Consider the following 24574-nt stretch of genomic DNA (forward strand, 5'->3'; position numbering starts at 1 on the left):
GTCAGTCGTCGTCGTTCTCGGCCGTGATCGGGTCGTTCTCCTCCTCGGTGAAGCCCGCGGACTCCTCCTGACGCTTGCGCGCCTCGGGGTCGAACTCGGCCTCGATGTCCTGATAGCGCGGGACGAAGGAGAGCTCGTGGTGGCTCTCGGTCTCGTGGCCGATGTACCGCTCTTCGAGGTCGAACTGCGCCTCCTCGTCGTTCTCCGCGATGTTCGCGAAGTCCTCGTAGGCGGCGTGAGCGCCCGAGTGAAGCCCGTACAGCGTGATGAAGATGTACTGGTAGCCCAGATCGCCCAGCTCCTCGAAGGTGAGCGGGTCCTCCTCGGCGCCCCACTCGAACGAGGAGGAGTAGTTGAAGGCCAGATCCAACTCGGGGTGGGTCTCGTGGATCGTCTCGGCGTACTCGACCGCGTCCTCGCGCGACGGGTCGGGCATTTCCGGCCAGACGAGGTCGACCCCGGCGTCGGCGTAGATCCGGCCGCGTTCGAGGTGCTCCTCCCAGTCGCCGTTGGCGGAGCCGTACGCGTCGGTGCGCGCGATGATGACGGTGTCCTCGCTCTGCTTGGCGTCGACGGCGGCCTCGAACCGCGAGCGGGCCTGCTCGCGGGAGACGATCTGCTTGCCCGCGATGTGGCCGCAGCGCTTGGGGGAGGTCTGGTCCTCGATGTGGATCGCCGCGACGCCGGCCTTCTCGTACTCGCGAACCGCGCGCCGGACGTTGTGGACCCCGCCGTAGCCGGTGTCGCAGTCCGCGATGACGGGGAGGTTCGTTGCCTCGACCATGCGCTTCGCGTTCTCGACCATCTCGCTCATGGTGACCATCTCCAGGTCGGGGAAGCCGAACTGGCCGAGGACGGTCGAGTAGCCGCTCATGTAGGCCGCGTCGAGGCCCGCCATCTCCGCGAGGCGGGCGTCGAGCGCGTGGTAGATCCCGGGCGCGAACGTGTAGTCCTGCTCCTCGAACAGCTCGCGGAGCCGGCGGCCGGCCGGGTTGTCGATATCTCTCCGAAAGACGTCGTCGTCGAGTTCGTTGGGGTTCATCGGATTACTGCGTGGTGGCGTCGTCTGCGGTGCGGTTCGCCGTCGCCCGTCGCCCGTCGGCGCGGGAGCCGTTGGTACCGTGTCCGCCGGCGGTGTGGCCCGCGGGCGCGAACGTCGTGGCGTCGGGTCGCGGGCCGTCGCCGGTCCCCGCCATGGGGACGGCGCGACGGAACGACCCCTCGGATCGGGTCGAGCCGTCGCTGGGGCGGCGCGTCGCGTTCGCCGTCATCGCGACCCCCCGTCCGTCCGCGTCCGCGAGGCGGGACGCAGGTCGGGGACGAGCGGGGCGTCGCGCTCGCCGTCGGTCGGCGGGCGCGCGGACGCGCGGCCCTCGGTTCGCGGCTGCGGGCCGGGAGACTGGGAGCGCGTTCCCGTCGCTCGGCGGGTCGTGATCGTCGGGACCAGCGGCGCGCCCGCCTCTTCGGTGAGCGGGGTGCGGCCGGGGACGGTCCGCGGAGGTGTAGTCGTCTCGGGCCGGTCGGCCGAGTCGGTTGAGTTCGTGTTGGTCGAGGCCGAGTCGGTCGATCGAGCGGTCGTGCGGTCGGTGCGTCGGGTCGTGTCGTCGGGCGTGTCGTTAGGTGTCGTCATCGGGTCGTGTGGGCGGTTGCGGCGGTCGTCTGGTGGTCGGGTCTGTGCGTGTGCCTGCGTGCTCGGATACGGGTACTGCCATTGCGACCGGTACAAATCGAAGGGCGGTAATAAACATAATGATTGATAATGATAATATTCGTTATGTTGTTTTATTTGGTTAAATGTTTCATGACAACACGCACCACGGATCGGGGTCGATCTCGACGGGAGCAAAGGTGTCGAGTTCGGGGACGACGCCGGCTCGGACCGATCGCTTATTGGCTCCACGCGCGGAGCGTGGGGTAGTGAACGAGCGCGACGCCCTCCGAGCCATCGCGGCCGACCTCCCGCACGCGGGCGACGACGCCGCGGTCGTCGACGGGACGGTCATCACGACGGACATGCTCCACGAGCGGACGGACTTCCCGCCCGGGACGACGCGGTACACCGCCGGCTGGCGCGCGGTGGGCGCGTCGCTGTCGGACGTGGCCGCCACCGGCGCCGCCGCGAGCGCCGCGGTCGCCGTCTACGCCGACGAGGGGTTCGACCGCGAGGCGCTGACCCGGTTCGTCGCGGGCGCGGTCGACGTCTGCGAGGCGGTCGACGCCGAGTACGTCGGCGGCGACCTCGACGAGCACGTCGAGTTCACGACCGCGACCACCGCGATCGGCGACGTGACCGACGCCGGCCCCGTCACTCGGAGCGGGGCGCGACCGGGCGACGCGCTCTGCGTCACCGGCGAGTGGGGGCGGTCCGCGGCGGCGCTGCGGTTGTTTAAAAGGGAAGGCGACGAGTACGTCGAGCGCGCCAACGAGCTGTTCCGGTTCACGCCGCGCGTGGCCGACGGGCTGGCGCTGGCGCCGAGCGCGACCGCGATGATGGACTCCTCGGACGGGCTGGCGCGGTCGTGTCACCAGCTCGCGGAGGCGAGCGAGGTCGGGATCGAACTGGAACGGGGAGCGGTTCCGGTTCACCCCGCGGTCGAGGAGGTGGCCGAGGATTCGGCGGAGCGGTTCGAACTCGCGGCGCACTTCGGCGAGGACTTCGAGTTGCTCTGTACGGTGCCGGAAGAGGAAGTGGAGGTAGTCGAAGGGGCGTGTCCCGCCGGGCTAACGCGAGTGGGAACCGTGATCGAGGAGCCCGGCGAGGAGGAGCCGCGCGTCCTCGCCGACGGCAAACCTCTGCCCGACCGCGGCTTCACGCACGGGGACAAGTAAGTCGGCGAAGTTCCAGCCGCTCGTTTATAAATAACCAACTGCTGCTCGGCGGCGAACACCGCCGAAGCCCCGGTCGCGAGGCGGGCGCACGCTCGCTGTCGCCCGAAAATCTCCGATTTTCGGGATGACGAGAGTGCTTCGCTCTCTCGAACCACGCTCCTCACTCAGTCGCTCGCGCTGCTCGCTCCTTCGTTGCGGTCCTTACGTCGTCATCAGAACGCTTCGCGTTCTGATTGGCTCACGAGAGCTCCGCTCTCGTGAACGCCTGCGCCCGCCTCGCGACTGCCCCTTCGAGTCCCGCCCGGCACAGCACCGCAGCCTCACACCTCCCCAGCCTCGTCGCTCGCTGCTCGCGGTTCCACCGCTCGCAATCGAGGTGCTCGCTTCGCTCGCACCTCGCACCGCTCGCACCTCGCACCGCTCGCACCTCGCACCGCTCGCGACTCCCTCGCGCGTGCGACTCGCAGCCTACGGCTGCTCGTCGGCACGCAGGGAGGCGCGACGCGCCTCTTGTAGCCGGCGGCAAGGCCGCCGGCGACGCCACCGCAGAAATGTACTGCTTCTCGCGGCTTCTACCGCAGGAACTCGATCGCGGCGCCCTGCCCGAAGCCGACACAGAGCGTCGCGAGGCCGCGCTCGGCGTCGCGCTTTTCCATCTCGTGGAGCAGCGTGACGGGGAGCCGCGCGCCCGAGGCGCCGAGCGGGTGACCGAGCGCGATGGCGCCGCCGTTGACGTTATAGATGTCCTCGTCGATGCCGAGTTCGCGGCGCGCGTACTCGCATTGGGACGCGAACGCCTCGTTCAGTTCGACCAGGTCGTAGTCGTCGATGTCGGTGCCGGCGCGTTCGAGGAGCCCGCGGGTGGCCGGCACCGGGCCGATCCCCATCACGGTGGGGTCGACGCCGGCGACGGAGTTCGTGCCCACCTCCGCGAGCACGTCGAGGCCGTGCTCCTCCGCGAACGCCTTGCTCGTCACGACCGTGAGCGACGCGCCGTCGGAGATCTGCGAGGAGTTCCCGGCGGTCACCGTGCCGTCGCCGGTGAAGGCGGGCGAGAGGCCCGCGAGCTTCTCGGCGGTCGTGTCCGGTCGGATCCCCTCGTCCGCCTCGACCAGTCCGTCCTCGGTCTCGACGGGGACGATCTCGTCGTCGAACCGGCCCGATTCGGTCGCCTCCGCCGCGCGCTGGTGACTGCGGGCGGCGTACTCGTCTTGCGCCTCGCGGCTCACGTCGTACTCCTCGGCCACCTTCTCGGCGGTCATCCCCATCTGCAACTGGAAGATGTTGTACCGCTCGGAGAGCTCCGGGTGGAGGTGCTCGTAGGAGTCGCCGTCCATCGGGACGCGGCTCATGTTCTCGACGCCGCCCGCGATGATACAGTCGCGGTTGCCCGCGGCGATCGCGTCCGACGCCGAGATGACCGCCTGCATCGAGGAGGCGCACCAGCGGTTGATCGAGGTGGCGGGGACGGACTCGCCAAGCTCCGACAGGAGGGCGATGACGCGCGCGACGTTGTTGTCCTGCTCGGTGCGCTGCTGGGCGACGCCCCACATCAGGTCGTCGACGTGGTCGCTGGTCAGCCCCGTCTCGTCGAGCGCGTGGTCGATGAGCGTCGTCGAGAGGTCCTCGCTGCGGACGTCCTCGTAGACGCCGCCCTCTCTCCCCTGCGGCGTTCGGTAGGCGGCCGCGATCACCGGCGTGGTCTCGTCTGTCATGAACGATTACAGGCGAGTCGCCGTATTAAAACGCCGTGGAACGAGCGAGAATCGATCCGAAGTTTATCGTTTACTCTCGAGCAGGCTCTCGCCGGTCATCTCGGCGGGCCGGTCGCGGTCCATTAACTCGAGCAGCGTCGGGGCGATGTCGCAGAGCGACCCGCCCTCGCGGACCGTGCGCCCGCCGTCGTCGCCGTCGGACGTCAGGTAGACGAACGGGACGGGGTTGTACGTGTGGGCGGTGTGGGGGTCCTCGGCCGTGCCCATGTCGTCGGCGTTGCCGTGGTCGGCGGTGACGACCGCGTGCGCGCCGGCGTCCGCGACCGCGGAGAGCAGCCGGTCGAGCTGCGCGTCGACGGCCTCGACGGCCTCGACGGCGGCGTCGAAGTCGCCGGTGTGGCCGACCATGTCCGGGTTCGCGTAGTTCAACGCGAGCAGGTCGGGGTCGTCCGAGGCGATCGTCTCGACCGCCTCGTCGGTCACTCCGGACGCGGACATCTCCGGCCGGAGGTCGTAGGTCGGGACGTCCGGGCTCTCGACGATAGTCCGGATCTCGCCCGGGAACTCAACCTCGCGGCCGCCGTTGAGGAAGTAGGTGACGTGCGGGTACTTCTCCGACTCCGCGATCCGGAGCTGGGTGCCGCCGGCGTCCGCGACGACCTCCCCGATCGTGTTCGCGGGGATCTCCGGCGGGAACGCGACCGGGAACTCGAACGTCTCGTCGTACTCCGTCATCGTCGTCATGCGGATGTCCGGCTGGTCGAGTTCGAAGTCCCACTCGGGCCGGGTGCCGGTGAGCATCCGGACCAGCTGCCGGGCGCGGTCCGCGCGGAAGTTGAAGAAGATCACCGCGTCGCCGTCGTCGAGCTTGCCTCGATGGCTCGATGAGCGCTGCCCATCGGCGTCCTCGAGCGCGGCCTCGCCGGCGACGAGCGTCGGCTCGACGAACTCGTCGGTCTCGCCGCGGGCGTGCGCCTCGCGGGCGGCCGCGACGGCGCTGTCGGCCTCGTGGGGCGCCTCGCGGGCGACGACGGCGTCGTACGCCTTCTTCGTCCGCTCCCAGTTCTCGTCGCGGTCCATCGCGTGGTACCGGCCCGTGACGGTCGCGACGTGGCCCGTCCCGCGCTCGTCGGCCTTGGCGGTCACGTCCGCGAGGAACTCGTCGGCGATCTCCGGGGCGGTGTCGCGCCCGTCGGTGAACGCGTGGCTCGTCGCCGGGACGCCCGCGTCCGCGGCGGCGTCGATCAGCGCGAGCAGGTGCTCAACGTCCGAGTGGACGCCGCCGTCGGAGACGAGCCCCATGAAGTGGACCCGGCCCCCGGTCGACTTCGCGTGGTCGAGCGCGGCCGCGACCGCGTCGTTGTCCGAGAGCGACCCCTCGGCGAGCGCGTCCGTGATCCGCGTGTACGCCTGCTTCACGACCCGCCCCGCGCCGATGTTGAGGTGGCCGACCTCGGAGTTGCCCATCTGTCCCTCGGGAAGCCCCACGCGCCGCCCGTGGACGACGAGGCGGCCGTCCGCCCCGCGCTCCGTCGCCGCGTCGAACGTCGGCGTGTCGGCCGCCTTCACGGCGTCGCGGCGGTCGTGATCGCCGAGTCCCCAACCGTCGAGGATAACGAGTGCCGTCTCCATACGACCCGTTTCGCTCCCCCGACTAACTACCCTTCGCTCCGGCCGACCGGTCGGTGAGGACCACGCGACCCGTCGCGGCCAGTCGTGGCGTGGGAGTTGCGGATTCCGTCGATAGCGTGTGTGACCACGCGCCAGATATATCGTCTTCGTGTAACTATCCGATATCCTTATTATCCGGAAATCAAACAATTTTCGCATGTCAGACTCGGTCCCTCCGATAACTCGTCGTCGACTGCTACAGACCGCGGGAACCGGAGCCGCGGTATCGGCCGGCTTGACGCCCTTTAGTGGAGGTGTTTCCGCACAGGACGGTAGCGAGGGACTCGTCTTCGAACAGCAGGAATCCGACGGGGACTCGATTACTGTCGCGTCGGTGTCGGTAGAAAGTGAAGGGACGCTGATGATTCAGGATCAGGCCGAGAGCGACAACACCCTGTTCGCGATGAAGTCCCTTCCGGCCGGAACGGACGAGACGGATCTGGTCGTCGAGTTGGACGAGCCGCTCGGAGAGACGCAGGTCGTCGAAGCCTGGCTCTGGGACGGGCCGGCTCACGAATCGGAGGTTATCACGGTGAAACAGGCGCTGGTCGCCGTCGGAGAGGAGCTCGACGAGACGATCGGGATCACCCTCGTCGAGGCGGCCCCCGAGTCCGGATTCAACTACCCGTACTACCTCTTCAGCCCGATCGACCGGCGCGACGGTCGCATCCCGATGCTCGTCGAATCGAACAACACGGGGACCGCGACGGACGACTTCGAGGAACACAGGTCGGCGGCGAAGTCGCTCGTCCGTCGGGGGTCGTCGCGTCCGATCAGCGAGGCGCTCGGCGTGCCGCTCTTGGTGCCGGTGTTCCCGCGTCCGGCCGAGGAACCGGTGGACTGGTCGCACTACACGCACCAGTTGGACAGGCAGACGGTGGCTATCGAAGAGGGTCCGTTAGCGCGGATCGACGAACAGCTCCTGCGGATGGTCGAGGACGCGAAGGACCGGTTGGCGGGCGACGAGTACGCGTTCACCGACGAGATCATGCTCAACGGGTTCTCCGCGTCCGGGAACTTCGCGGACCGGTTCACGGCGTTACACCCCGACCGCGTGCTGTCGGTCACCGCCGGCGGACTCAACGGCATGGCGCTGCTCCCGCACGAGGAGTGGAACGGGCACACGCTGGAGTACCACGTCGGTGTCGCGGGGCTCGAATCCCTCACCGGAGACTCCGTCGACGTCGGCGGGCTCGCCGATGTGAACCAACTGCTGTACATGGGGGTCGAAGACACCAACGACACGATCCCGTACGACGACGCTTGGAGCGAGGACCTGCGGGAGTTAGCGCTGGCGGTCTACGGCGAGGACATGATCAACGACCGGTTCCCCCGGTGCCAGCGGGCGTACGACGACGCCGACGTCGAGGCCCAGTTCAGGATATACGACGACCGCGGGCATCGCCCCGCGGACACCGAGGACCTCGTCGAGTTCCACCGGCGGAGCCTCGCCGGGGAGGACGTCAGCGAGTTCGGGGAACGGCTCGGGACAGTAGCGGACATCCAGGCCTCGCCGGCTAACCCCCGCACCGGAGACGCCGTGACGTTCGACGCGAGCGACTCCCGACCGAACGTGGGCGAGCTCGTGAGCTACTCGTGGGAGTTCGGTGACGGGCAGACGGCGGCCGGTGAGACCGTGACGCACGCGTACGAGGAGTCCGGTTCGTATCGAGTAACGCTCTCGGTGACGAGCGATCAGGGGACGACGGGGGAGACGACGCGGGAGATCACCGCCCGAACCTCGGACGACGACGGCGACGCCGAGGACGCCTCTGCCGAGTCGGCGGTCACCGCGTCGTTCACGGTCTCCCCGAGCCGGCCGTCGGCCGGAGAGGAGGCGGCGTTCGACGCCGGAGCGTCGAGCGCGGAGACCGGCGAACTCATCAGTTACACGTGGGACTTCGACGACGGGGATACCGCCGCGGGCACCGACCCGCGACACGCGTTCAGCGACCCCGGCACGTATCGAGTCACGCTTTCGGTCGTGAGCGACGACGGGGACTCGGCGGAGACAACGAACAACGTCACTGTCGAGGAGGCGACGGCCGACCCGCAGACCGAAGACGCCGACGGGTCCGACTACTCGACGCCCGGATTCGGGGTTCCGGGGGCCCTCGCAGGCATCGGCGGAGCGGTTCAGCTGCTTCGGCGCCGACTGGGCGAGGCGGGCGACGACCGGTCCGACTGATCCGGCGCGGGTAGATCACCCTTTTATATTGTCGACGCTAACCATACGTTAATGGACTCCGCGGTACTGCTCGATCTCCTCGGTAACGAGAACCGGCGGCGCATCCTCCGGCTTCTCTCCACCAAGCCCTGTTACGTCACGGAGATCTCGGAGTACCTCGACGTGAGCCCGAAGGCGGTGATCGACCACCTGCGGAAGCTGGAGGAGGCCGGTCTCGTCGAGTCGACGACGGACGACCAGCGGCGGAAGTACTTCCGGATCGCGCGCAGCCTCCGGCTGGAGGTGAGCGTCTCGCCGTACGGGTTCGGCGCGAAGAGCGCGTACCCGGCGAAGAACAGCCTCGACATGTCCGGGCGGTGCCCCCACCTCTCGATCGAGGTCCCGGACGGGTCGGGGACGACCGGCGACCTCGCGGAACTGGCGGAGGAGTTCGCGCGCCTCCAGGACCTCGACCGGGAGCTGTCGCTCGCCCAGCGGTGGGTCCAGGGCCGCGTCGAGGACGCGCTGGCCGAGATCGACGAGCGGCTGGGCGGGCAGGCCGACAGCCGCTTCTTCGCGACCGTCATCGCCGCGGTGGTCGAGACCGACGGGACGCCCGCGGCGGTGGCCGACGAGATCGGCGCCCGGGAGTCGACGGTTGAGGATGCCCTCCGCCGCCTCTCCGACGTGGGCGTCGTCTCCCGCGACGCCGACGGGTACCGGGTTCGGTAGCCGGTACTCCCCCCGGAGCGAATCCAGCGAACGCGACCGTTTCCGGAACCTTTTGGCACGGCGCCGGGAGAGGGCGGACGTGAGCCGTCTCAGAAACCTCTCGCTGTTCTTGGTCCTCGCGGCCGCGTGGGGCTCGGCGTTCGTCGCGATCAACGCGGGGCTGGCGTACTTCCCGCCGGTGCTGTTCGCGGCGTTCCGGTTCGACGTCGCCGGCGTCGCAATGCTGTCGTACGCCGCGTACGCGGTCGACGACCCGATTCCCCGCGGCCGCGACGCGTGGGCGGAGGTCCTCTCGGGCGCCGTGTTCATCATCGCCGCCTACCACGCGTTCCTGTTCGTGGGCGAGAGCGACCCCGCGGTGACCAGCGCCGTCGCGGCCGTCATCGTGAGCCTCTCGCCGCTCTTGACCACCGTCTTCGCGCGCGCCTTCCTGCCCGCCGAGCGACTGACCGCCGTCGGCGCGCTCGGACTGGGGATCGGTCTCGTCGGCGCGGTCGTCCTCGCGAACCCGGACCCCGCGAACCTCGCCGGGGGCGGCACGGGCGCGAAGCTGCTCGTGCTGCTCGCGGCGGCCTCGTTCGCGCTCGGCTCCGTCCTCTCTCGGGCCTCCGAGGCCGACATCTCCATCGAGACGATGGAGGCGTGGTCGATGCTGCTCGGCGCCGGTCTCACCCACCTGGTCGCGCTCGCGCTTGGCGAGTCGGTGGCCGACGCGGTCTGGAACGCGGAGTCGCTGCTCGCCTTGGGCTACCTCTCTATCGTCGCCAGCGGGATCGGCTTCCTCATCTACTTCGACCTGCTCGACCGGCTCGGCCCGATCGAGATCAACCTCGTCTCCTACGTCGCGCCCGTGTTCGCGGCCGTCGTCGGCTGGCTCGTCCTCGACGAGGGGATCACCGCCACGACGGTCGCCGGCTTCCTGATCATCTGCGTCGGCTTCGCCCTCGTGAAACGCGACGCGATCCGCGACGAGCTGCGGGCGGCCGGCGTGGTCGGGTAAACGACGCGGCTCTCCCCGCTCCCCGGCGACCCCGCCGCAACCGTCTTGTCGGCGGGCCGACGACGCTCCGGGCATGAGCGCCGCCGACCGGATCGATCCCCAAGCGAAGCGCGCCGCGGCCCGCCAGTCGCGGATCCCCCTCCCGCACGGCCGCTACAAGCTGCAGCTGCTCCGGCTCCTGACCGACCCCCTGGCGCGGTTTCAGAACCGGAACCCCCCGAGCGTCGGGGAGACCGAGTCGATGACGGTTCCGGGTCCCGCGGGCGAACTGGACGCCCGCCTGTACCTCCCCGACGCAGAGCCGCCGCACCCGACCGTCGTCTTCTTCCACGGCGGCGGGTTCGTCCTCGGGAGCGTCGAGACTCACGACCGGCTCTGTCGGTACCTGACGCGGGAGAGCGGCTGCGCGGTCCTCTCCGTCGAGTACCGGCTCGCGCCCGAACACCCGTTCCCGGCCGCGGTCGCGGACGCGTACGCCGCCGTCGAGTGGGCCGCTGACGCGACGGAGCGCCTCCGCGGGACCGGTGACGTCGCGGTCGCGGGCGACTCCGCGGGCGGCACCCTCGCGGCCGTGACCGCGCTCATGGCCGCCGAGCGCGACGGTCCCGAAATCGCCCACCAAGCCCTGCTGTACCCCGGGATCGGCGTCGACACCGAGCAGGAGTCGGTGCGCGAACACGCCGGGACCGTCCTCTCGCGGGCGGACATCGAGTGGTTCTCATCGTGCTACTACCGGAACGAGATCCACCGGCGGAACCCGTACGCCGACCCGATCAACGCCGGCGACCTCTCCGGCGTCGCGCCCGCGACGGTCGTCACCGCGGGCTTCGACCCGCTCCGCGACGGCGGGAAGGCGTACGCGGAGAAGCTGGTCGCGGACGGCGTGGCGACGCGGTACGAGAACTACCCGTCGATGGTTCACGGCTTCATGACGATGCGGGAGGTCGACCGGGCGCGCGAGGCGATCGCGAGCGTCGGCGCGGACCTTGCGGACGCACTCGACGCGTGACCCCGTCCGGGTCGGCGCTCGCCGTCGCGCGACCGCCGAGTCGGCCCGCCTCGGTGTGCGACCGAGCCCCGCACCGGCGGGAGAGTTTATCCGGCCGACGACGATCGGTCTCGTGTGTTCCCCGAGACCATCGAGACGGACCGGCTGCGATTGGAGGCGAGGGGTCCCGAGGCGGTCGACCTCGACGAGTGTTACCGGGTCTGCTCGTCGGACCCCGGCATCGAGGAGGTGACCGAGCACGTCACGTGGGGTCCCCATGAGACGAAAAAGGAGACGCTGGAGTTCCTCGAACGCGGCCGCGAGCGCTTCGAGGACAGCGAGGCCGCGACCTACGTGATCCGTCCCCGCGAGGGCGAGGACGGCGCGGGCGAGATAGCCGGCTTCGGCGGCTTCGACGTCGACTGGGAGACGCGAACCGCGAACCTCGGCGTGTGGCTCCGGAAGCGGTTCTGGGGCCGCGGCTACTCCGGCGAGCGCGCCGCCGCGCTCGTCGCGGTCGCGCTCGACGACCTCGACCTGGACGTCGTCGCCGTGAGTCACCACCCCGACAACGAGGCGTCGCGGCGCGCCATCGAGCGGTACGTCGACCGCCTCGGCGGGCGGCGCGAGGGTCGCCTCCGCAACACGCTCGCCTTTGCCGACGGGAGCGTCCACGACGAGGTGCGGTACACGATATCGCAGGCGGAGTGGCGGGAGGCGACCGACTGAGACGAGCAGAGAACTGCGCCGGAAACCGCTCTCGCCGGCGGAATTTGTCGATCGGCGCCGCACGGTACGTCCCAACAGGCACTTACCGCGTCCGAAACGATACCGGGCGCATGTCCTCGTCACCGACCGGCGCGACGGCCGCAACGACAGGCTCGGACCAGAGCATCGCCCGAGACGCGATCGGCGGCGCGGTCGCGGGCGCCGCCGCGTACCTCCTCGGCTACCTGACCGTCTACCTCACGCAGAGCGGCCGGATCGAGGAGGGGCTGTCGGGGCTGAACTTCCTCGCTGAGCTGTTCGGCGGTGACCCCATCTCGGCGTGGCAGGTGTCCGGCTGGCTGTTCTACAACGCCCACTTCGTCGAGACCGCGTCTCCCGGACTGCTCGGCGGCACGGAGTCCCGGAACCTCCTCATGCAGGCCGACGGGGGGTCGTTCCTGTTCGTCGTTCCGCCGCTCCTCCTGCTCGTCGCGGGCGTCGTCGCCGGCCGAGTCGCCGGCGCGCGAACTCCCGCCGAGGGCGCCCGCTCGGGAGCGCTCGTCGCGGCCGGCTACCTCCCGCTCGCGGTCGTCGGCACGTTCCTGTTCCGGTACGCGGTCACCGGCGGCGGGAGCGTGGCGCCTGACATGGTCACGGCCGCCCTCCTCGCCGGCGCCGTCTACCCCGCCGCCTTCGGTGCGATCGGCGGGACGGCCTCGTCGCTGTTGAGCGGCTGAATCCGAGACCCCCTTCGACGGCTCTCGCCTCAGTAGTCTCCGTCCTCGGGGTCGAAGCGGTCGCCGTACTCGCGGACGGGGTCGACGGGCTGGCCCTCGTCCGTCTCGGGCGCGACGTAGTCGACGAACGACTCGACGTCCGGTTCGCGGACGCGCACATCGACGTCGATCTCGCCCAGCTCGTCCGGTTCTCCGACCGCGAAGTTGACGACGCCTTCGAGCGCTGCCTGCTTTTTCAACGAGAAGGCGAACCCCTCGTCGGTGCTGTTCTGCCGGAAGACCCGGCGGGCGGTGTCGAGGATCTCCTGTTCGTGGAGGACGTCGGAGAAGGCGTCGAGGCTGTGCGTCTCGGAGACGAGCCGCCCGTCCTCGTGGACCGGCTCCGCGTCCGGGAAGACGTTCTCGACGGCGTCCGCGACGCGGTCGGTCACCTCGGTGTCGTGGACCGGCGTCTCGATCCGGACGTCGACGCTGTAGATCACGCGCCCTCACCCCCGGCGTCGGCGGCGTCGGTGGCTTCGGCGGCGTCGGTGGCTTCGGCGGCGTCCGTGCCGTTCTGGTCGGCCGCCTCGACGCCGAGCACGTCGCGGACGCGGTCGCGGAACGCCGCGAGGCTGTCGGTGTTGTCGATCTCGACGTCGGCCCGTTCGAGGGTCTCCCCGAGTCCGAGTTCGATCTCGCGGTCGTCGCGCTCGCGAAGCGCCTCGAGGTCGGAGTCGGAGTCGTCGCGGCCGCGCTCGCCCAGCCGCTCGGCGCGGACCTCGAACGGCGCCCGGATCGCGACGAGCGTGAAGTCGTTACCGAACGCCTCGCGGAAGCGGTCGAGTTCGACGGTCGACCGGAGACCGTCGACGAGGACGGTACCGTCGTCGCGGTCGCTCTCGGCGGCGGCCTCTCGAATTCGGGGCAGGGTCCGGGTCGCGATGGCGTCGTCGCCCTCCTCTTCGCGGAGCGCCTGCGCGATCCGGCCGTGGTGCTCGGCGGGGTCAAGGTCGCGGCGGCGACACTCGGCGCGGATCACGTCGCCCATCACGACGACGGGGATGCCCGCCGCCTCGGCCACGTTCGCCGCCTCCCCCTTCCCGCTGCCGGGGAGACCGACGGTTCCGATGACGTTCATTACCGGGCGCTACTCCGCTCGCGGACTTAGGTCTGCTGTTGGCGCCTCCCGGGCGAGGGCGGACCGCCGCGCTCCCGACGGGACCGCTGCGCGACCGGACTCCGGATCCCCCTAATCTCTGGATCCTTCCGGACCGCTCCCGAGCGCTACGTACTCGAATACATAATCTCGTAGCGTTAGTATAAAATTATTTAAACTACCCGGCGGATGATGTGGCCGTGGCTGACGTGTGACAGTACGGAAACGTATTCCCCTCGCGCTCGCTCTCCGGTCTCGGGGGCCTCGTTTCTCACGGCTCCGTTCGGACGGTGGAGAGTCGCGACGGCACGCGACGGCCGCGGACGATTCATGCGACGACGAACACTTATCACGGGAGCGGCGGCCGGCGGTATCGGCGGCATAACACTCATCGGCACGGGCGCGTTCGACGCGGCGAGCGCGGAGCGGACGGCGACGGTGAACTTCGCGGACGACGAGGCGGCGTACCTCGGGCTGGTCTCGAAGAGCGCGTACGCGACGACGGACGGCGACGGCGAACTCGCGCTCGCGTTCGGGGACGTCTCCGGCGACGGCGACGGCATCGGGCGCAACGCGCAGTTCTTCTTCGACGAGGTGTTCGCGATCGCGAACCAGGGGACCGAGACGGTCTCGATCACCGCGACGAGCGACACCGACGCGTTCGACGGCGAGTTCCGACTCTACCCCACCGGCGACCGGGACGGCACCCTCGACGACCCCGACAACGCCGTGGTCTTGGAGACCGGCGCGGAGCAGTCGGTCGGCACCCACGTCGAGACGGGCGACGTCGACGTCAGCGAGGAGCTCGACATCGACATCACCATCGAGGCGGCCTTCGAGGAGGGCGACGACGAACCGGACGACCCCGAGCCGGAGCCGCCCGAGACGATCGACTCGATACAGTTCCGTTCCACGGCGAGTCAGATCGCGGCCGACGGCGAGAGCGTACTCACCGACGAGTCGGTGATCGCGGTGACTGCTGCCGACACCGCCGCGAACAGCGACGAGAACGGTACAGACCCGGTCATATACGAAGACAATCCGATTCCGCTCGTATCGATCGACGGGGACGTCCCGGTCGCGGGACTCGGAACCATGCAGTCGCTCGACGACGAGAGAAGCGACTTCACCACCGGTGTCGAGGAGTTCGTGTTGAACCTGATGGACGATCTCATCGGTTCGGGAACCGTCCTCTGGGACGAGAGCCACGGACAGTTCTGGACGCTCGAAGACGACGGACCGAACTCGTTCGGTCAGTTCGTCGACTACGTTGACGATAACGGGTACACGCTCGAAGCGACCGACGACCTCGAAGCCGATCTCTCCGACGCTGACGGGGTCGCGATTGGGACGCCGGCGGAGGGGTTCACCGCGAGTGAACTCGACGCGCTGAGCGACTTCGTCGACGACGGCAGCGGCGTACTGCTCTTCGACCAGCGCTCTTGTGTAGCACATTGTTGATTTCAGAGAGTGGCTTTGACGGCATGTTTGAGCGCTTCTCGTCCAGGTTTGCGGTAGAGTTCTCGTCTGAGTTGGAACGCGCGGAAATACTGTGTGAGACGATCTTTTGAGATGCCTCGATGCGGCGAGAGCCACCGTCGCGCCAGCGACGCGTGGCTCTCGCACGTGTTCACGTGAACCGTCTCATCGGCGTACTCACCGTCTCCGTGAACGACGTATTCGCGGTCGAATGTTTCGTCTTCTGTAAGCGGATCGTACGCGCAAAATCCGTCGGTATAGACGGTGAGAGGCTCCTGCTGGCGGTCAGCCAGCAGGAGCCGAATCGTCGATTCGTCTGCGGATTTCGCTGGCACAACGTACCGCTGATCGGTGCCGCGATCCACGAGTACGAACACGGGCGGTTTGTCTTGCTCATACGTCCCGCGCCCGCGTCGACAGAGACCGCGAGAGCGCGACCAGCGGTCGCGCTCGCGGCCTTTCAAGCCGGCTGAGACGTAGAACTCGTCAATTTCGACTGGTCCGACGAGCTCGAGTGACGGCGCGTCGAGCGCTTCGCGAAGCGCTCGACACGCCTGTGGATCGTTTTGTAGGTGACCTCGATTTCGCACTGTAACTGCTGAGAGTCGTGTTAAACCGCAAAACGCGTAGATCGAAAACAGCCACTTGCGGAGCGCGATCTTCGAATGAGCGAAGATCGTGCCGGTTTTATCGTTGAACGTGCGGCCGCAATCCTTACACAGATACCGCTGAAAGTGCCCGTAGCTGCCGTTTCTGACCGTTCGGTCAGAACGGCAGCGAGGACAAGAAACGCCGTCACCGAGCCGCTGCCGCTGATGGCGGTCGACCAGGACCGCCCGGTGGTCGCGTTCGGCTTCCCGTTCGCGCAGAACGGGCTCACGTTCGGCGAGTACGGCAACGAGGAGGTGCTGTTGAACGTCCTCGACGAGTACGCGGACTCGGAGACCGTGCTGTGGGACGAGGGCCACGGGCAGTTCTACGACCTCGACAGCCACTCGGCGTTCGCGGACTACGCCGAGGACAACGGGTACAGCGTGGAGGCGACGAGCGACCTCGAAACCGACCTCTTCGGGTCGGCCTCCGCGGTCGTGATCACGTCGCCGTCGGATTCCTTCAGCGGGAGCGAGATCGACGCGCTCGCGTCGTTCGCGGACGCCGGCGGGCTCGTCGTGTTGATGGACCAGTCCGATTTCAACGACTTCGACGCGACGGACAACCTCAACGCGTTGGCGAGCGGGGTCGGCACGCAGATCCGGTTCAACGACAACCAGGTGATCGACGAGGAGAGCAACGCCGGCGCCGAGTTCGTGCCGTGACGAGCGACCTCGACACCGAGACGTACCCGGGCCTGTTCGCGGACCGGGAGGGGCTCGGGATCGAACTCGACCCGAGCGAGGAGTACGAGGTCGAGGTCGTCAGCGTGGCCGACGGCGACACGGCGGACGTCCAGTTCGACATCGGACTGGTCGACACCGTCCGGATCCTCGCATCGACACGCCCGAGACGGGCGACACCGACGAGCGCCTCCAGGAGTACGAGGGCATCGACGACGCGCAGGCGCTCAAGGACAAGGGAGACGGAGCGACGGACTACGCGGAAGACGAGCTCGAAGTCGGCAGCACGGTCACCCTGTCGTTCGACGAGAACGAGGGGCTCCGCGGGAACTTCGGTCGGCTCCTCGGCTTCCTCGAACTCCCCGACGGAAGCGTCTACAACGCGAAGGCCATCGAGGACGGCTGGGCCCGCGTGTACGACTCGGGCCTCGCGAACCACGACGCGTACTGGACCTCGAACGCGCCGCCCGCGACGCCGGCGACGGCATCTGGGAGATATCCGACTTCGAGGGGACGCCCGTCGTGGGCGACGGCCCGGTCGACAAGCTGTTCGTCCCGTTCGCCTCCTCGGTCGCGACCGCGGACGGCGACATCGCGGGCGACCGCGTGCCCGTCGCCGCCGAGGGGGGCGACCCCTCGTCGGCGTCGACGAGGCGAACAACGTCGCGCTCGTCGGCGGCCCGCTCGTCGAGGAGAGCTTCGAGAGCGGCGAGGGCGGCCCCGGCATCGAGCCGTACGGGAACTACGTCTTCCTCGCGAACCTGATCGACTCGCTCGCCGCGGAGGGCCGCGAGGGCAGCGTCGTCATCGACGGGGCCACGGCCAGTTCGCGGCCGACTACGCGCTCTCCGCCGAGGACGCCGCCTACTTCCAGCGCTACCTCGAAGGGTTCGCGGTCGAGTTCGACGGCAAGAACGACTTCGACGACGACCTCGGGCGCGACCTCGCCGAGGCCCGCGCGGTGATCGTCACCGCGCCCGACGAACTCGGGAGCGATGAGGTCGCCGCCATCGAGGACTTCCGCGACGACGGCGCGGCGCCGTGATCCTCGCGGGCGCCGGCGCGGACGCCGCGGCCGACGCGCGCGACAACCTCGATTCGCTCGCCGCCGACCTCGGCTCCGACCTGCGGACCGGCGACGCGGTGACCGACGGGAGAACAACCTCGGCGGCGACCCGACGGTCCCGACGACGACGAACTTCGACACCGACTTCGACCTGTTCGACGCCTACGGCGACGGCGACGGCGGCTCCGGGAGCTACCTCGCGGTCGACGAGATCGTCTACGACCCCGAGGGAGACTTCCTCGAGGACGAGTACGTCGCGTTCGTCAACGGGGGCCCTGACGCGATCGACCTCACCGGCTACGAGGTGTCCGACGCGGCCAACAACAGCTACACCTTCGACGCGTCACGGTCGACCCCGGCGATACGGTCACGCTGTACTCCGGGACCGGAACCGACACCGATGACACGGTGTACTGGGGGCGGCGCGCCGGTGTGGAACAACGGCGACACGGTGTTCGTCGACGATCCGGACGGGAACACGGTCGTCGAGTACAGTTACTGAACGCGGTCGACTCGGGCAATTCCCGACGCGAACCGCGGGCGTTTTTTAGACTCGGGGGATCAGGATTGATGAGGGCACGTAGCTCAGCCCGGATAGAGCGTCGGACTTCTAATCCGATGGTCGTGGGTTCGAATCCCACCGTGCCGCTATCTGCGAGCGAAGCGAGCAGTAGCGGCACAGGGATTCGAATCCTATCAGTCGCGCGCAGCGAACGTAGTGAGCGAGCACGTCTGATTTTGGTTCGAATCCCACTGTGCCCGTACGCCAATCACCGGTAAGACGCTCCACTCAAATGGAGACATGACTTCGTCTGTCGCGGCGAATCATGGACTTCATATGATGTTTGGCCTCTTTGAGGCTCATCAGCTATTGAACACTCTTTCTCGTAAGGATTAAATCAGGGATAAATCGGCTACTCACTTTTATCTCTAAGCAGGATACGGGGAAAGGTGATTATAGTGAGAAACCCTGTTCTGTGAATGGTAGATTGAGCCCGATCAACACCAAATATATTCTCTAGAGGGGTTAACCCAGACAGAGGATTAAATACGATTCCACATCAAAAACCGTAGTGTTACTTCTTGCTATTATCTCATTGGGACAGTTACTGAGGAGAACTTATAGTGAACATTTTGGAAGCGGACCCCCACCAGTCAATTCTCAGCTGAACACCTCCCTTGGACAAGGGAATATTTTATCACGGAGGGGAAGAGAAAAGCAGATAGACACAGAATATGGTCGTCTTCGATACGGAAGACGAGCGGAAAATTCTCCGTCATATTACCGACGGTTTAGGTGCGGCTATACACGCTACTGATGCAGCCTTTGGTACAAATGTATCTGATGAATTCCGTAATGAGCGGGATTCGGACAAATAAACTCATACAACAGGCTGTCAAGGCGGCTGATCTACCAGTCCTCTGGAGTTGGTTTAGATACGGTCAATCCATAGCAAACAGCGTGGCAATGGGGCGCGAAGTAGGTTACGAATCACTTTCGGAAGCAGGTGAAGAAACGGCTGCTAAAGACGCCCATCCCAATGCCAAATCAAAGGGGTGGTATCGAGATTTCTTTATTGAAGATGTTGAAATTGGTGGCGTTACTGGAATTAAAGCAATTTGTGAGATTCCACTCAATGAGTTCCTTGAAGCAGCGTATGAAGAAGCTCCTGATGAGCACCAACCGCTCTACTTAGCAAACCTTGAGATGCAGGAGATACTTCGTGAGATTGCACTATCTGATGACTGGCACGAACAAGATCCAGATGGAGAATTCTATCAAGATGTTTGGGACGTCTCTCGACGGTTCCAGCGTGAGCTCATCCTCCATGATGAATTGCCTGTCTCTGACACACAGACAATCTCTCAGTATCTCAGGCTTCTACGCCAGGCAGTTGCCGCGACGTGCGCGGTGAGTAACAATAATCTCACAAGTGATCACACTAGTGAACTGTACAGTCTCGCGGAGATATATCACGATCCAATTTGGAAGCTACCAGCGATGCGTATCTCTAGTCTAACTGTCCACGGCCGAAATAAACGAAATAACGGACAGAATACCGCGAGAAGGCTGAGGATCAACTTCAAGATGATGTTGAAGATCAGATAGAAACGCTTCGATCCTCCTTGAAAAACCAGAACTTGATTCAGTCTCGGGAGGACTGGAGTCTTTCGAACCAGGAACTACAGTCCAGAACACGTGAGTCAGAATCCGCACTTCAGTTAAAAGTGCCTGACGAAATTTTCTTAACGACGGCCCCGATATACGCTCACTTTCGACTTACATCTCCAGCAAACGCGGATGGAGATAGCACAATCGAAAATTCAGATTACCTCTTACGTGATTTTGATGGAAGCCGATATACTGCACCTCTCGCAACCACTCTAGTAGATGAGAGATACTTCACGCAGAAATACTATGATGCACTAGTACAGGAATTCACATACTTAGACGCGATGTTGGTCGATACAGAGGAAGAAAATAGGGCAGATATTCTGGATGATCCATTTAATTTTGAGAGTTTAATAAAAAATATGATTTAGAACTCGGTCGTCTTGACCGGCGAATATTCGAACGTGAAACAAACGCATGGATTGAGAGTGCAAAAGAGAATGGATTGAAAACAGTAATAGACCATATCGAAGATTATCTAACTGGTCAGGTAACAATCAGTTCCCATGCATCTCAACGGCTTCGACTTCGCACGATCGGAATTATGAAGATACAGTTTAGCACCATTACAAGACGAATTTGGAGAATGGGGCAGTGCTGGCGTGTGCTATCAACTGGTATAATATGAACGCAGAAGGTCTAAATTTTACAGATATCTATCCAATAGTCACGACTTGTAGTTCGTGTGAATACGATCGCCGATCTAATTAATGATATACTGAGAGCAAGCGACGACCCCATCGCACTATACTCCAAATTTGGTGTGTCCAGAACTCGATATATAGCTTGCTAGTCTGGATCTGCAGTATATAACGGTAACTGTTCCTCATCAACACCCTCTGTTTTCTCCAAGTTCTAGAAGGAGTTCTGTAACTTGCGGTTCAAGTCGTGTTTTGAAATATCGTGTGTCTTCGGACTTAAACTAGGATCAACATCAATCTCTGGATGATTTCCTGGGTCATCATATGCTCGCTTTAGTCGTGAAATAGAAACTTTCCACTTCTATCTATTTCTGGTGTGCTTCCGTATAATGATCCATCAATTTAGTAAAAAGAGTATCAAGATGTGCCAATGGCTCGTGTCCTCGTATTGGTAGACTGCTGTCGGAACCTCCGATCTTCAATTGATTCTGTCCCATCAAGGTGTTTACACTCAATGGCGATCCTCTGCAACAATGAAACAGCTTGAAGTTTCCAGTGTATCCTCTCTTGCTCTCTTTCTTTTTTCTCTGACGCCAAATGCTGAAGCTTGCTGTTGATATGCAACCAACAATAGCGATCACGCCTGGTGCAATTACAGACGAACCAAGAACGGATACAAGTGTGGGAATCTCTGTCATTTGAGAGACAGTAGTGGCTATTCCGAGTCCAACTGTAATTCCCAAAGCACCACCTAGTACTCCGGAAACTATATGAGTTGTTCCAGTTTGGCTCTTAGATTGATTCATTTGTCTTCACAAAAGAGGAATACATCTTTATGACTGATTTACAATGTATCATTTAATGAGTTAACACAGATTCATATTCCCATATAGTCACGATTTTACCCCGGTATTCTCCAATTTCGTGGTTTCTTCAGGCGTGAGTATTTTGTTGGTTCCGCGGGTGGGTGTCATATACCGAATTAATTGCGTTGGTAATATAAATCTCAGCACGATTGTGACTTAACATCAGTCCGCCGCGACGGCGTCCCCAGGTACTTCTCGTTGAGTTCGTACTCGCCGTCGTCGCCCTCGACCAGGTACTCGCCGTAGTAGGGCACGCGGTTCGCCACCACCTCTCGAACGTTCCGCTATCTCCTCGCGGGTCATCTCGCCCATGAGCGCAGGTCGTCGTTGCGGTTGAGACAGCCTTTTAAATAGCCCTCGTGGGTGACGCGGACGCGGCCGCAGTTGGCGCAGAACTCCTCGTTCTCGACGGGGTCGACGATTTCGACCATCCCGCCCGTCTCGTCGTCGCTCCTCGCCGACGAAGTAGCGCTTCGGTCGTGCATCTCGCGGTGTTCGACGCGGTCCGCTTCCTCCGCGAGCCGTCGTGGACGCGCCCGATATCGACGTTCCACTCGGGCTTGCCGTCAGCTCCGGCATGTACTGGATGAGCTGGCTGGAGCCCTCGTTGTCCGCGACGTGGTCGACCATCTCCTCGACGTAGCCCGCGGTGTGCGTGAACACGACCATGTTGAGCTTCACGGGGTCGAGCCCGGCGTCGACGGCGGCTTTGACGCCTTCGAGCACCTTCTCGTAGGCGCCCCTTGGTGACCTCCGCGAAGTCGTCCGGGTCGAGCGCGTCCTGCGAGACGTTGACGCGGTCGAGTCCCGCGGCCTTCAGGTCCGCGGCGCCCGGGGAGGAAAGTGCCGTTCGTCGTCATCGAGACCTCCATCGAGTCGGGCGTGCGCTCGATGATCTCTTCTAAGTCCTGCCGGAGCATCGGCTCGCCGCCGGTGAACTTCACGGCGTCGACGCCGTACCCCTCGACGACCTCCAGGAAGCGGACCACGTCGTCCGCGCTCATCTCCGACTCGCTCGGCTCCATCGGCCCGCGCGTGTCGCCTAACCCCTCGTTGTGACAGTAGACGCAGTCGAAGTTACACCGGTCGGTGAGCGATATCCGCACCCCCGTCACTTCCCGTCCGAAGTCGTCCGCGAGTGGCCCGGCCATGGGAGACAGCAGCCACTACGCGCGCTTAAACGACCGGGTCTATCGTGAAGGTATGTAACTCTCACCGGTTACGTCCCGGCCGCCTTCCCCCCGCCGACCGATTACGATTCCGACATCGCGGTTCGGTGGGGGTCGGACCGCGCCGCCGCCGTCACAGCGACACGCGAAGGCCGTCGGCCGCGGTCCGCACCTCGCCGTCGAAGCCCGCCTCGCGGACCCCCCGCTCCATCTCGCGCTCGCGGCCGCCGGTGTGCGGGTAGAGGTGCGAGAGGAGGAGCGTCCCGATCTCCGCGCCCGCGAGCGACTCCCCGAGGCTCGTCGGCCGCGGGTGGTTCGACACGTCCACGTCGTCCGGGAACGAGCAGTCGTGGACGAGGCAGTCGGCGCCGTCCGCGAACCGCGCCATCCCCGCGAACGCCTCGGTGTCGCCCGAGAGCACCAGCGGCCCCTCGGCCGCCGGCGCGTCCGAACTCGGCGGCGAGAAGCGGTACGCGAACCCGTCCATCGAGTGGCGCGTCTCGCGGGCGGTCACGTCGAACCCGCCGGCGGCGAACGGGCGGGACGCCGACACCTCGCGGACCGCGAGGTCGATCCGGCCGTCGAGGTAGTCGTGGACGTCGAGGAGGCCGTCGACGAGCGACTTGGTGCCCGCGGGACCGACCACTTCGAGGTGTTCCTCGCCGGCGAGCCAGCGCGCCTTCAGGAGCGGGAGGAGCGCGGCGACGTGGTCGAGGTGGTGGTGGGTGAGGAGGACGGTCGAGACGCCTTCGTAGCCGGTGTCGGTGCCGGCGAGCCGCTGGAGGACACCGCTGCCGCAGTCGACCAAGAGGGAGCGGTCGCCGTCGTCGAGGAGGTACCCGGCCTGCGCGCGGTCGGGGACCGGCATCGCGCTGCCGGACCCGAGGACGGTGAGTTCCATGCGGACGGGTCGCGTCCGGATCCACCTAATTGGCTCGGCCGCGCGGAACCGGACGACCGCGGTCGGCGTCGGCCGGGTCCGGCCCGGCGGCGGGACTACTTTATCAGGAACACCGGCACCGACGCGTCGTCGGCGACGCGGTCGGAGACGCTCCCGAGCGACCGGATCCGCTCGCGCGGCGACTTCCCCTCGGGGCTCATCACGATCACGTCGATGCCGTTCTCGTCGGCGTACGCGACGATTTCGGTGTCCGGCGTGCCGTGGGCGATGTGCGTCTCGACGTCGAGACCGGCCTCGGCGGCCGCCTCGGAGACGGTCTCGACCGCGTCTTCGCCCTGCGCTTCGAGGTCCGCGACGACCTCGTCGTGGAGGTCGCCGGAGTTGGCGGCCGCGATCCGCTGGTCGACGACGTACAGCGCGTGGACCGTCGCGCCGTGGTCGCTCGCGAGCCGTATCGCGTGGTCGAGCGCGCGGTCGACCGCCTCGCTTCCGTCGGTCGGCACCAATATCTCGTCGTACATGCGCCAACGTTCGCCCGGTACCGGCTTAACGATGGGGCCTCGGTACAGGACTCTGAAAGCGCTATCCGCCGCGCCAGCGGCCGCCGATCTCCTCGCGCCGCATGCTGTCGGCCTCGCCGTCGCGGAAGACGCTGACGCGGCCGGTCTCCTCGCTCAGCGTCACCGTCGCGACGACCTCCGGGCGCACGGAGGTCTCTATCGCGCTCATGTGGCGCGACCCCATCCACGGCTCGTAGCTCACGTCGTCGACGAGGTCGGCCTCCTCGTCGCGGGTGCCGAGGTCGCGGAACCGGACCATCTGGGTCTCTATCTCGCCGTCGACCGCGACGACGATCCCGCCGTCCTGCGTGACGCTCACCGATTCCGCGGCGGCCGCGAACCCTCCCTCGTCGAAGACGGACGAACAGGCGTCGCGCGGCCAGCGGTTGTCGCCCATCGGGTCGGCGTACGCGCCGTAGTCGCTGTCGCCGATGACGGCGAAGTACAGCCCCGGCCCCTTCACGTGCGGTTCCTCCCACCCGTCGAAGGACACGCTGACGTGTCCGGCGCAGTAGGTCAGCCGGTCGACGACCTCGCGCACGCGCTCGTGGTCGCCGTAGTCGATGGCGAGGCCGCTCATCGCGGTCGCTCCGCTCGGTTCGGTCGTCCGCCGCGGTTGCCGCCGTCGGTCACGACCGAAGGGACGAGCCCCCGGTATATAAGGGCAGCCGAGTACGTCGGGGTCGCGATCCGCGGTCGG

At 65.8% G+C, this 24574-nt stretch carries 23 protein-coding genes, 1 tRNA gene and 2 pseudogenes; 13 read left to right on the top strand and 13 right to left on the bottom strand.

Features of this window, described 5'->3' with window-relative positions:
• Nucleotide 1: 1 nt before the first annotated feature.
• Genes aceA through KI388_RS07860 form a run of 3 tightly spaced genes read right to left on the bottom strand, consistent with a single transcriptional unit; the run spans nucleotide 2 to nucleotide 1630 of the window.
• The gene (gene aceA, locus KI388_RS07850) at nucleotides 2-1042 is read right to left on the bottom strand and encodes an isocitrate lyase (protein ID WP_215086126.1); all 1041 of its coding nucleotides are present in this window, start codon (nucleotides 1040-1042) and stop codon (nucleotides 2-4) included.
• A gap of 4 nt (nucleotides 1043-1046) precedes the next feature.
• A complete protein-coding gene (locus KI388_RS07855; protein WP_215086127.1) occupies nucleotides 1047-1271 on the bottom strand; it encodes a hypothetical protein in 225 nt (74 codons plus the stop codon).
• Complete coding sequence (locus tag KI388_RS07860) at nucleotides 1268-1630, bottom strand: hypothetical protein (RefSeq protein WP_215086128.1); 363 nt, start codon at nucleotides 1628-1630, stop codon at nucleotides 1268-1270. Before KI388_RS07860 ends, KI388_RS07855 begins: the two co-directional genes overlap by 4 nt.
• 287 nt (nucleotides 1631-1917) lie before the next feature.
• Here KI388_RS07860 and thiL point away from each other — a divergent pair, with 287 nt between their 5' ends.
• Complete coding sequence (gene thiL, locus KI388_RS07865; RefSeq protein ID WP_215086129.1) at nucleotides 1918-2829, top strand: thiamine-phosphate kinase; 912 nt, start codon at nucleotides 1918-1920, stop codon at nucleotides 2827-2829.
• A gap of 572 nt (nucleotides 2830-3401) precedes the next feature.
• Here thiL and KI388_RS07870 read toward each other — a convergent pair.
• A complete protein-coding gene (locus KI388_RS07870; protein WP_215086130.1) occupies nucleotides 3402-4544 on the bottom strand; it encodes a thiolase family protein in 1143 nt (380 codons plus the stop codon).
• A gap of 63 nt (nucleotides 4545-4607) precedes the next feature.
• The gene (gpmI, locus tag KI388_RS07875; protein WP_215086131.1) at nucleotides 4608-6176 is read right to left on the bottom strand and encodes a 2,3-bisphosphoglycerate-independent phosphoglycerate mutase; all 1569 of its coding nucleotides are present in this window, start codon (nucleotides 6174-6176) and stop codon (nucleotides 4608-4610) included.
• 400 nt (nucleotides 6177-6576) lie between these two features.
• On the opposite strand from gpmI, the gene KI388_RS07880 reads away from it, so the two are divergent.
• The 6 genes from KI388_RS07880 (at nucleotide 6577) to KI388_RS07905 (ending at nucleotide 12547) form a co-directional block, all read left to right on the top strand.
• Nucleotides 6577-8403, top strand: a complete 1827-nt coding sequence (locus KI388_RS07880) for a PKD domain-containing protein (protein ID WP_215086132.1) — start codon at nucleotides 6577-6579, stop codon at nucleotides 8401-8403.
• A gap of 51 nt (nucleotides 8404-8454) precedes the next feature.
• Nucleotides 8455-9114: an ArsR family transcriptional regulator gene (locus KI388_RS07885; RefSeq protein WP_215086133.1), complete on the top strand. Its 660-nt coding sequence runs from the start codon at nucleotides 8455-8457 to the stop codon at nucleotides 9112-9114.
• Nucleotides 9115-9193: 79 nt separating this feature from the next.
• Complete coding sequence (locus KI388_RS07890) at nucleotides 9194-10114, top strand: DMT family transporter (protein WP_215086134.1); 921 nt, start codon at nucleotides 9194-9196, stop codon at nucleotides 10112-10114.
• A 73-nt stretch (nucleotides 10115-10187) separates the two neighbouring features.
• A complete protein-coding gene (locus KI388_RS07895) occupies nucleotides 10188-11123 on the top strand; it encodes an alpha/beta hydrolase (protein WP_215086135.1) in 936 nt (311 codons plus the stop codon).
• Nucleotides 11124-11237: 114 nt separating this feature from the next.
• Nucleotides 11238-11831 (top strand): GNAT family protein, encoded by a 594-nt coding sequence (locus tag KI388_RS07900; protein WP_215086136.1) that lies wholly within the window; start codon nucleotides 11238-11240, stop codon nucleotides 11829-11831.
• A 110-nt stretch (nucleotides 11832-11941) separates the two neighbouring features.
• Nucleotides 11942-12547, top strand: a complete 606-nt coding sequence (locus KI388_RS07905) for a transporter (RefSeq protein ID WP_215086137.1) — start codon at nucleotides 11942-11944, stop codon at nucleotides 12545-12547.
• 29 nt (nucleotides 12548-12576) lie between these two features.
• Here KI388_RS07905 and KI388_RS07910 read toward each other — a convergent pair whose 3' ends face one another.
• Entirely contained in the window at nucleotides 12577-13029 is a 453-nt protein-coding gene (locus KI388_RS07910) for an RNA-binding domain-containing protein (protein ID WP_215086138.1), read from the bottom strand.
• On the bottom strand, nucleotides 13026-13667 hold the full coding sequence (locus tag KI388_RS07915; protein WP_215086139.1) for an AAA family ATPase: 642 nt from the start codon (nucleotides 13665-13667) through the stop codon (nucleotides 13026-13028). Before KI388_RS07915 ends, KI388_RS07910 begins: the two co-directional genes overlap by 4 nt.
• A gap of 348 nt (nucleotides 13668-14015) precedes the next feature.
• On the opposite strand from KI388_RS07915, the gene KI388_RS07920 reads away from it, so the two are divergent.
• Complete coding sequence (locus KI388_RS07920; RefSeq protein ID WP_215086140.1) at nucleotides 14016-15146, top strand: DUF1102 domain-containing protein; 1131 nt, start codon at nucleotides 14016-14018, stop codon at nucleotides 15144-15146.
• 2 nt (nucleotides 15147-15148) lie between these two features.
• On the opposite strand, the pseudogene KI388_RS07925 reads toward KI388_RS07920, so the two are convergent.
• Nucleotides 15149-15994 (bottom strand): annotated as a pseudogene (locus KI388_RS07925) (IS1595 family transposase).
• Here KI388_RS07925 and KI388_RS07930 point away from each other — a divergent pair.
• The 5 genes from KI388_RS07930 to KI388_RS07950 all read left to right on the top strand — a co-directional run bounded on the left by KI388_RS07930 (nucleotide 15980) and on the right by KI388_RS07950 (nucleotide 20108).
• Complete coding sequence (locus KI388_RS07930) at nucleotides 15980-16480, top strand: DUF4350 domain-containing protein (RefSeq protein ID WP_215088808.1); 501 nt, start codon at nucleotides 15980-15982, stop codon at nucleotides 16478-16480. The pseudogene KI388_RS07925 and the gene KI388_RS07930 overlap by 15 nt on opposite strands.
• A 1013-nt stretch (nucleotides 16481-17493) precedes the next feature.
• Nucleotides 17494-18066 (top strand): lamin tail domain-containing protein, encoded by a 573-nt coding sequence (locus KI388_RS07935; RefSeq protein ID WP_215086141.1) that lies wholly within the window; start codon nucleotides 17494-17496, stop codon nucleotides 18064-18066.
• Between the two features lie 72 nt (nucleotides 18067-18138).
• A tRNA-Arg gene (locus KI388_RS07940) sits at nucleotides 18139-18212 on the top strand.
• 709 nt (nucleotides 18213-18921) lie between these two features.
• The gene (locus tag KI388_RS07945; RefSeq protein ID WP_215086142.1) at nucleotides 18922-19674 is read left to right on the top strand and encodes a hypothetical protein; all 753 of its coding nucleotides are present in this window, start codon (nucleotides 18922-18924) and stop codon (nucleotides 19672-19674) included.
• Between the two features lie 119 nt (nucleotides 19675-19793).
• Complete coding sequence (locus KI388_RS07950; protein ID WP_215086143.1) at nucleotides 19794-20108, top strand: hypothetical protein; 315 nt, start codon at nucleotides 19794-19796, stop codon at nucleotides 20106-20108.
• Between the two features lie 635 nt (nucleotides 20109-20743).
• Here the strand turns inward: KI388_RS07950 and KI388_RS07955 are convergent.
• From KI388_RS07955 to KI388_RS07975, 5 genes and pseudogenes are all read right to left on the bottom strand, one after another.
• Nucleotides 20744-21184, bottom strand: coding sequence for a hypothetical protein (locus KI388_RS07955; protein ID WP_215086144.1), 441 nt, complete (start codon nucleotides 21182-21184; stop codon nucleotides 20744-20746).
• Nucleotides 21185-21384: 200 nt separating this feature from the next.
• A pseudogene (gene moaA, locus KI388_RS07960) lies at nucleotides 21385-22395 on the bottom strand (GTP 3',8-cyclase MoaA).
• A 151-nt stretch (nucleotides 22396-22546) separates the two neighbouring features.
• Nucleotides 22547-23314, bottom strand: coding sequence for an MBL fold metallo-hydrolase (locus tag KI388_RS07965; protein ID WP_215086145.1), 768 nt, complete (start codon nucleotides 23312-23314; stop codon nucleotides 22547-22549).
• Between the two features lie 95 nt (nucleotides 23315-23409).
• Nucleotides 23410-23835 carry a universal stress protein gene (locus tag KI388_RS07970; protein ID WP_215086146.1) on the bottom strand — a complete coding sequence of 142 codons (426 nt, stop codon included), beginning with the start codon at nucleotides 23833-23835 and terminating at the stop codon, nucleotides 23410-23412.
• A gap of 61 nt (nucleotides 23836-23896) precedes the next feature.
• Entirely contained in the window at nucleotides 23897-24454 is a 558-nt protein-coding gene (locus tag KI388_RS07975; RefSeq protein ID WP_215086147.1) for a diadenylate cyclase, read from the bottom strand.
• Nucleotides 24455-24574 lie beyond the last annotated feature (120 nt).

Source organism: Halorubrum sp. 2020YC2 (assembly GCF_018623055.1).
Lineage (GTDB): Archaea > Halobacteriota > Halobacteria > Halobacteriales > Haloferacaceae > Halorubrum.

What these genes read in the sequence shown, in the direction of transcription:
- KI388_RS07975 (WP_215086147.1), bottom strand. Translation starts at nt 24,454, where the DNA reads ATGAGCGGCCTCGCCATCGACTACGGCGACCACGAGCGCGTGCGCGAG.
- KI388_RS07965 (WP_215086145.1), bottom strand. Translation starts at nt 23,314, where the DNA reads ATGGAACTCACCGTCCTCGGGTCCGGCAGCGCGATGCCGGTCCCCGAC.
- KI388_RS07930 (WP_215088808.1), top strand. Translation starts at nt 15,980, where the DNA reads ATGGCGGTCGACCAGGACCGCCCGGTGGTCGCGTTCGGCTTCCCGTTC.
- KI388_RS07970 (WP_215086146.1), bottom strand. Translation starts at nt 23,835, where the DNA reads ATGTACGACGAGATATTGGTGCCGACCGACGGAAGCGAGGCGGTCGAC.
- KI388_RS07955 (WP_215086144.1), bottom strand. Translation starts at nt 21,184, where the DNA reads ATGAATCAATCTAAGAGCCAAACTGGAACAACTCATATAGTTTCCGGA.
- KI388_RS07885 (WP_215086133.1), top strand. Translation starts at nt 8,455, where the DNA reads ATGGACTCCGCGGTACTGCTCGATCTCCTCGGTAACGAGAACCGGCGG.
- KI388_RS07860 (WP_215086128.1), bottom strand. Translation starts at nt 1,630, where the DNA reads ATGACGACACCTAACGACACGCCCGACGACACGACCCGACGCACCGAC.
- KI388_RS07935 (WP_215086141.1), top strand. Translation starts at nt 17,494, where the DNA reads ATGAGGTCGCCGCCATCGAGGACTTCCGCGACGACGGCGCGGCGCCGT.
- KI388_RS07915 (WP_215086139.1), bottom strand. Translation starts at nt 13,667, where the DNA reads ATGAACGTCATCGGAACCGTCGGTCTCCCCGGCAGCGGGAAGGGGGAG.
- gpmI (WP_215086131.1), bottom strand. Translation starts at nt 6,176, where the DNA reads ATGGAGACGGCACTCGTTATCCTCGACGGTTGGGGACTCGGCGATCAC.
- KI388_RS07920 (WP_215086140.1), top strand. Translation starts at nt 14,016, where the DNA reads ATGCGACGACGAACACTTATCACGGGAGCGGCGGCCGGCGGTATCGGC.
- KI388_RS07905 (WP_215086137.1), top strand. Translation starts at nt 11,942, where the DNA reads ATGTCCTCGTCACCGACCGGCGCGACGGCCGCAACGACAGGCTCGGAC.
- KI388_RS07880 (WP_215086132.1), top strand. Translation starts at nt 6,577, where the DNA reads ATGATTCAGGATCAGGCCGAGAGCGACAACACCCTGTTCGCGATGAAG.
- KI388_RS07895 (WP_215086135.1), top strand. Translation starts at nt 10,188, where the DNA reads ATGAGCGCCGCCGACCGGATCGATCCCCAAGCGAAGCGCGCCGCGGCC.
- aceA (WP_215086126.1), bottom strand. Translation starts at nt 1,042, where the DNA reads ATGAACCCCAACGAACTCGACGACGACGTCTTTCGGAGAGATATCGAC.
- KI388_RS07870 (WP_215086130.1), bottom strand. Translation starts at nt 4,544, where the DNA reads ATGACAGACGAGACCACGCCGGTGATCGCGGCCGCCTACCGAACGCCG.
- KI388_RS07945 (WP_215086142.1), top strand. Translation starts at nt 18,922, where the DNA reads ATGAGCGGGATTCGGACAAATAAACTCATACAACAGGCTGTCAAGGCG.
- KI388_RS07855 (WP_215086127.1), bottom strand. Translation starts at nt 1,271, where the DNA reads ATGACGGCGAACGCGACGCGCCGCCCCAGCGACGGCTCGACCCGATCC.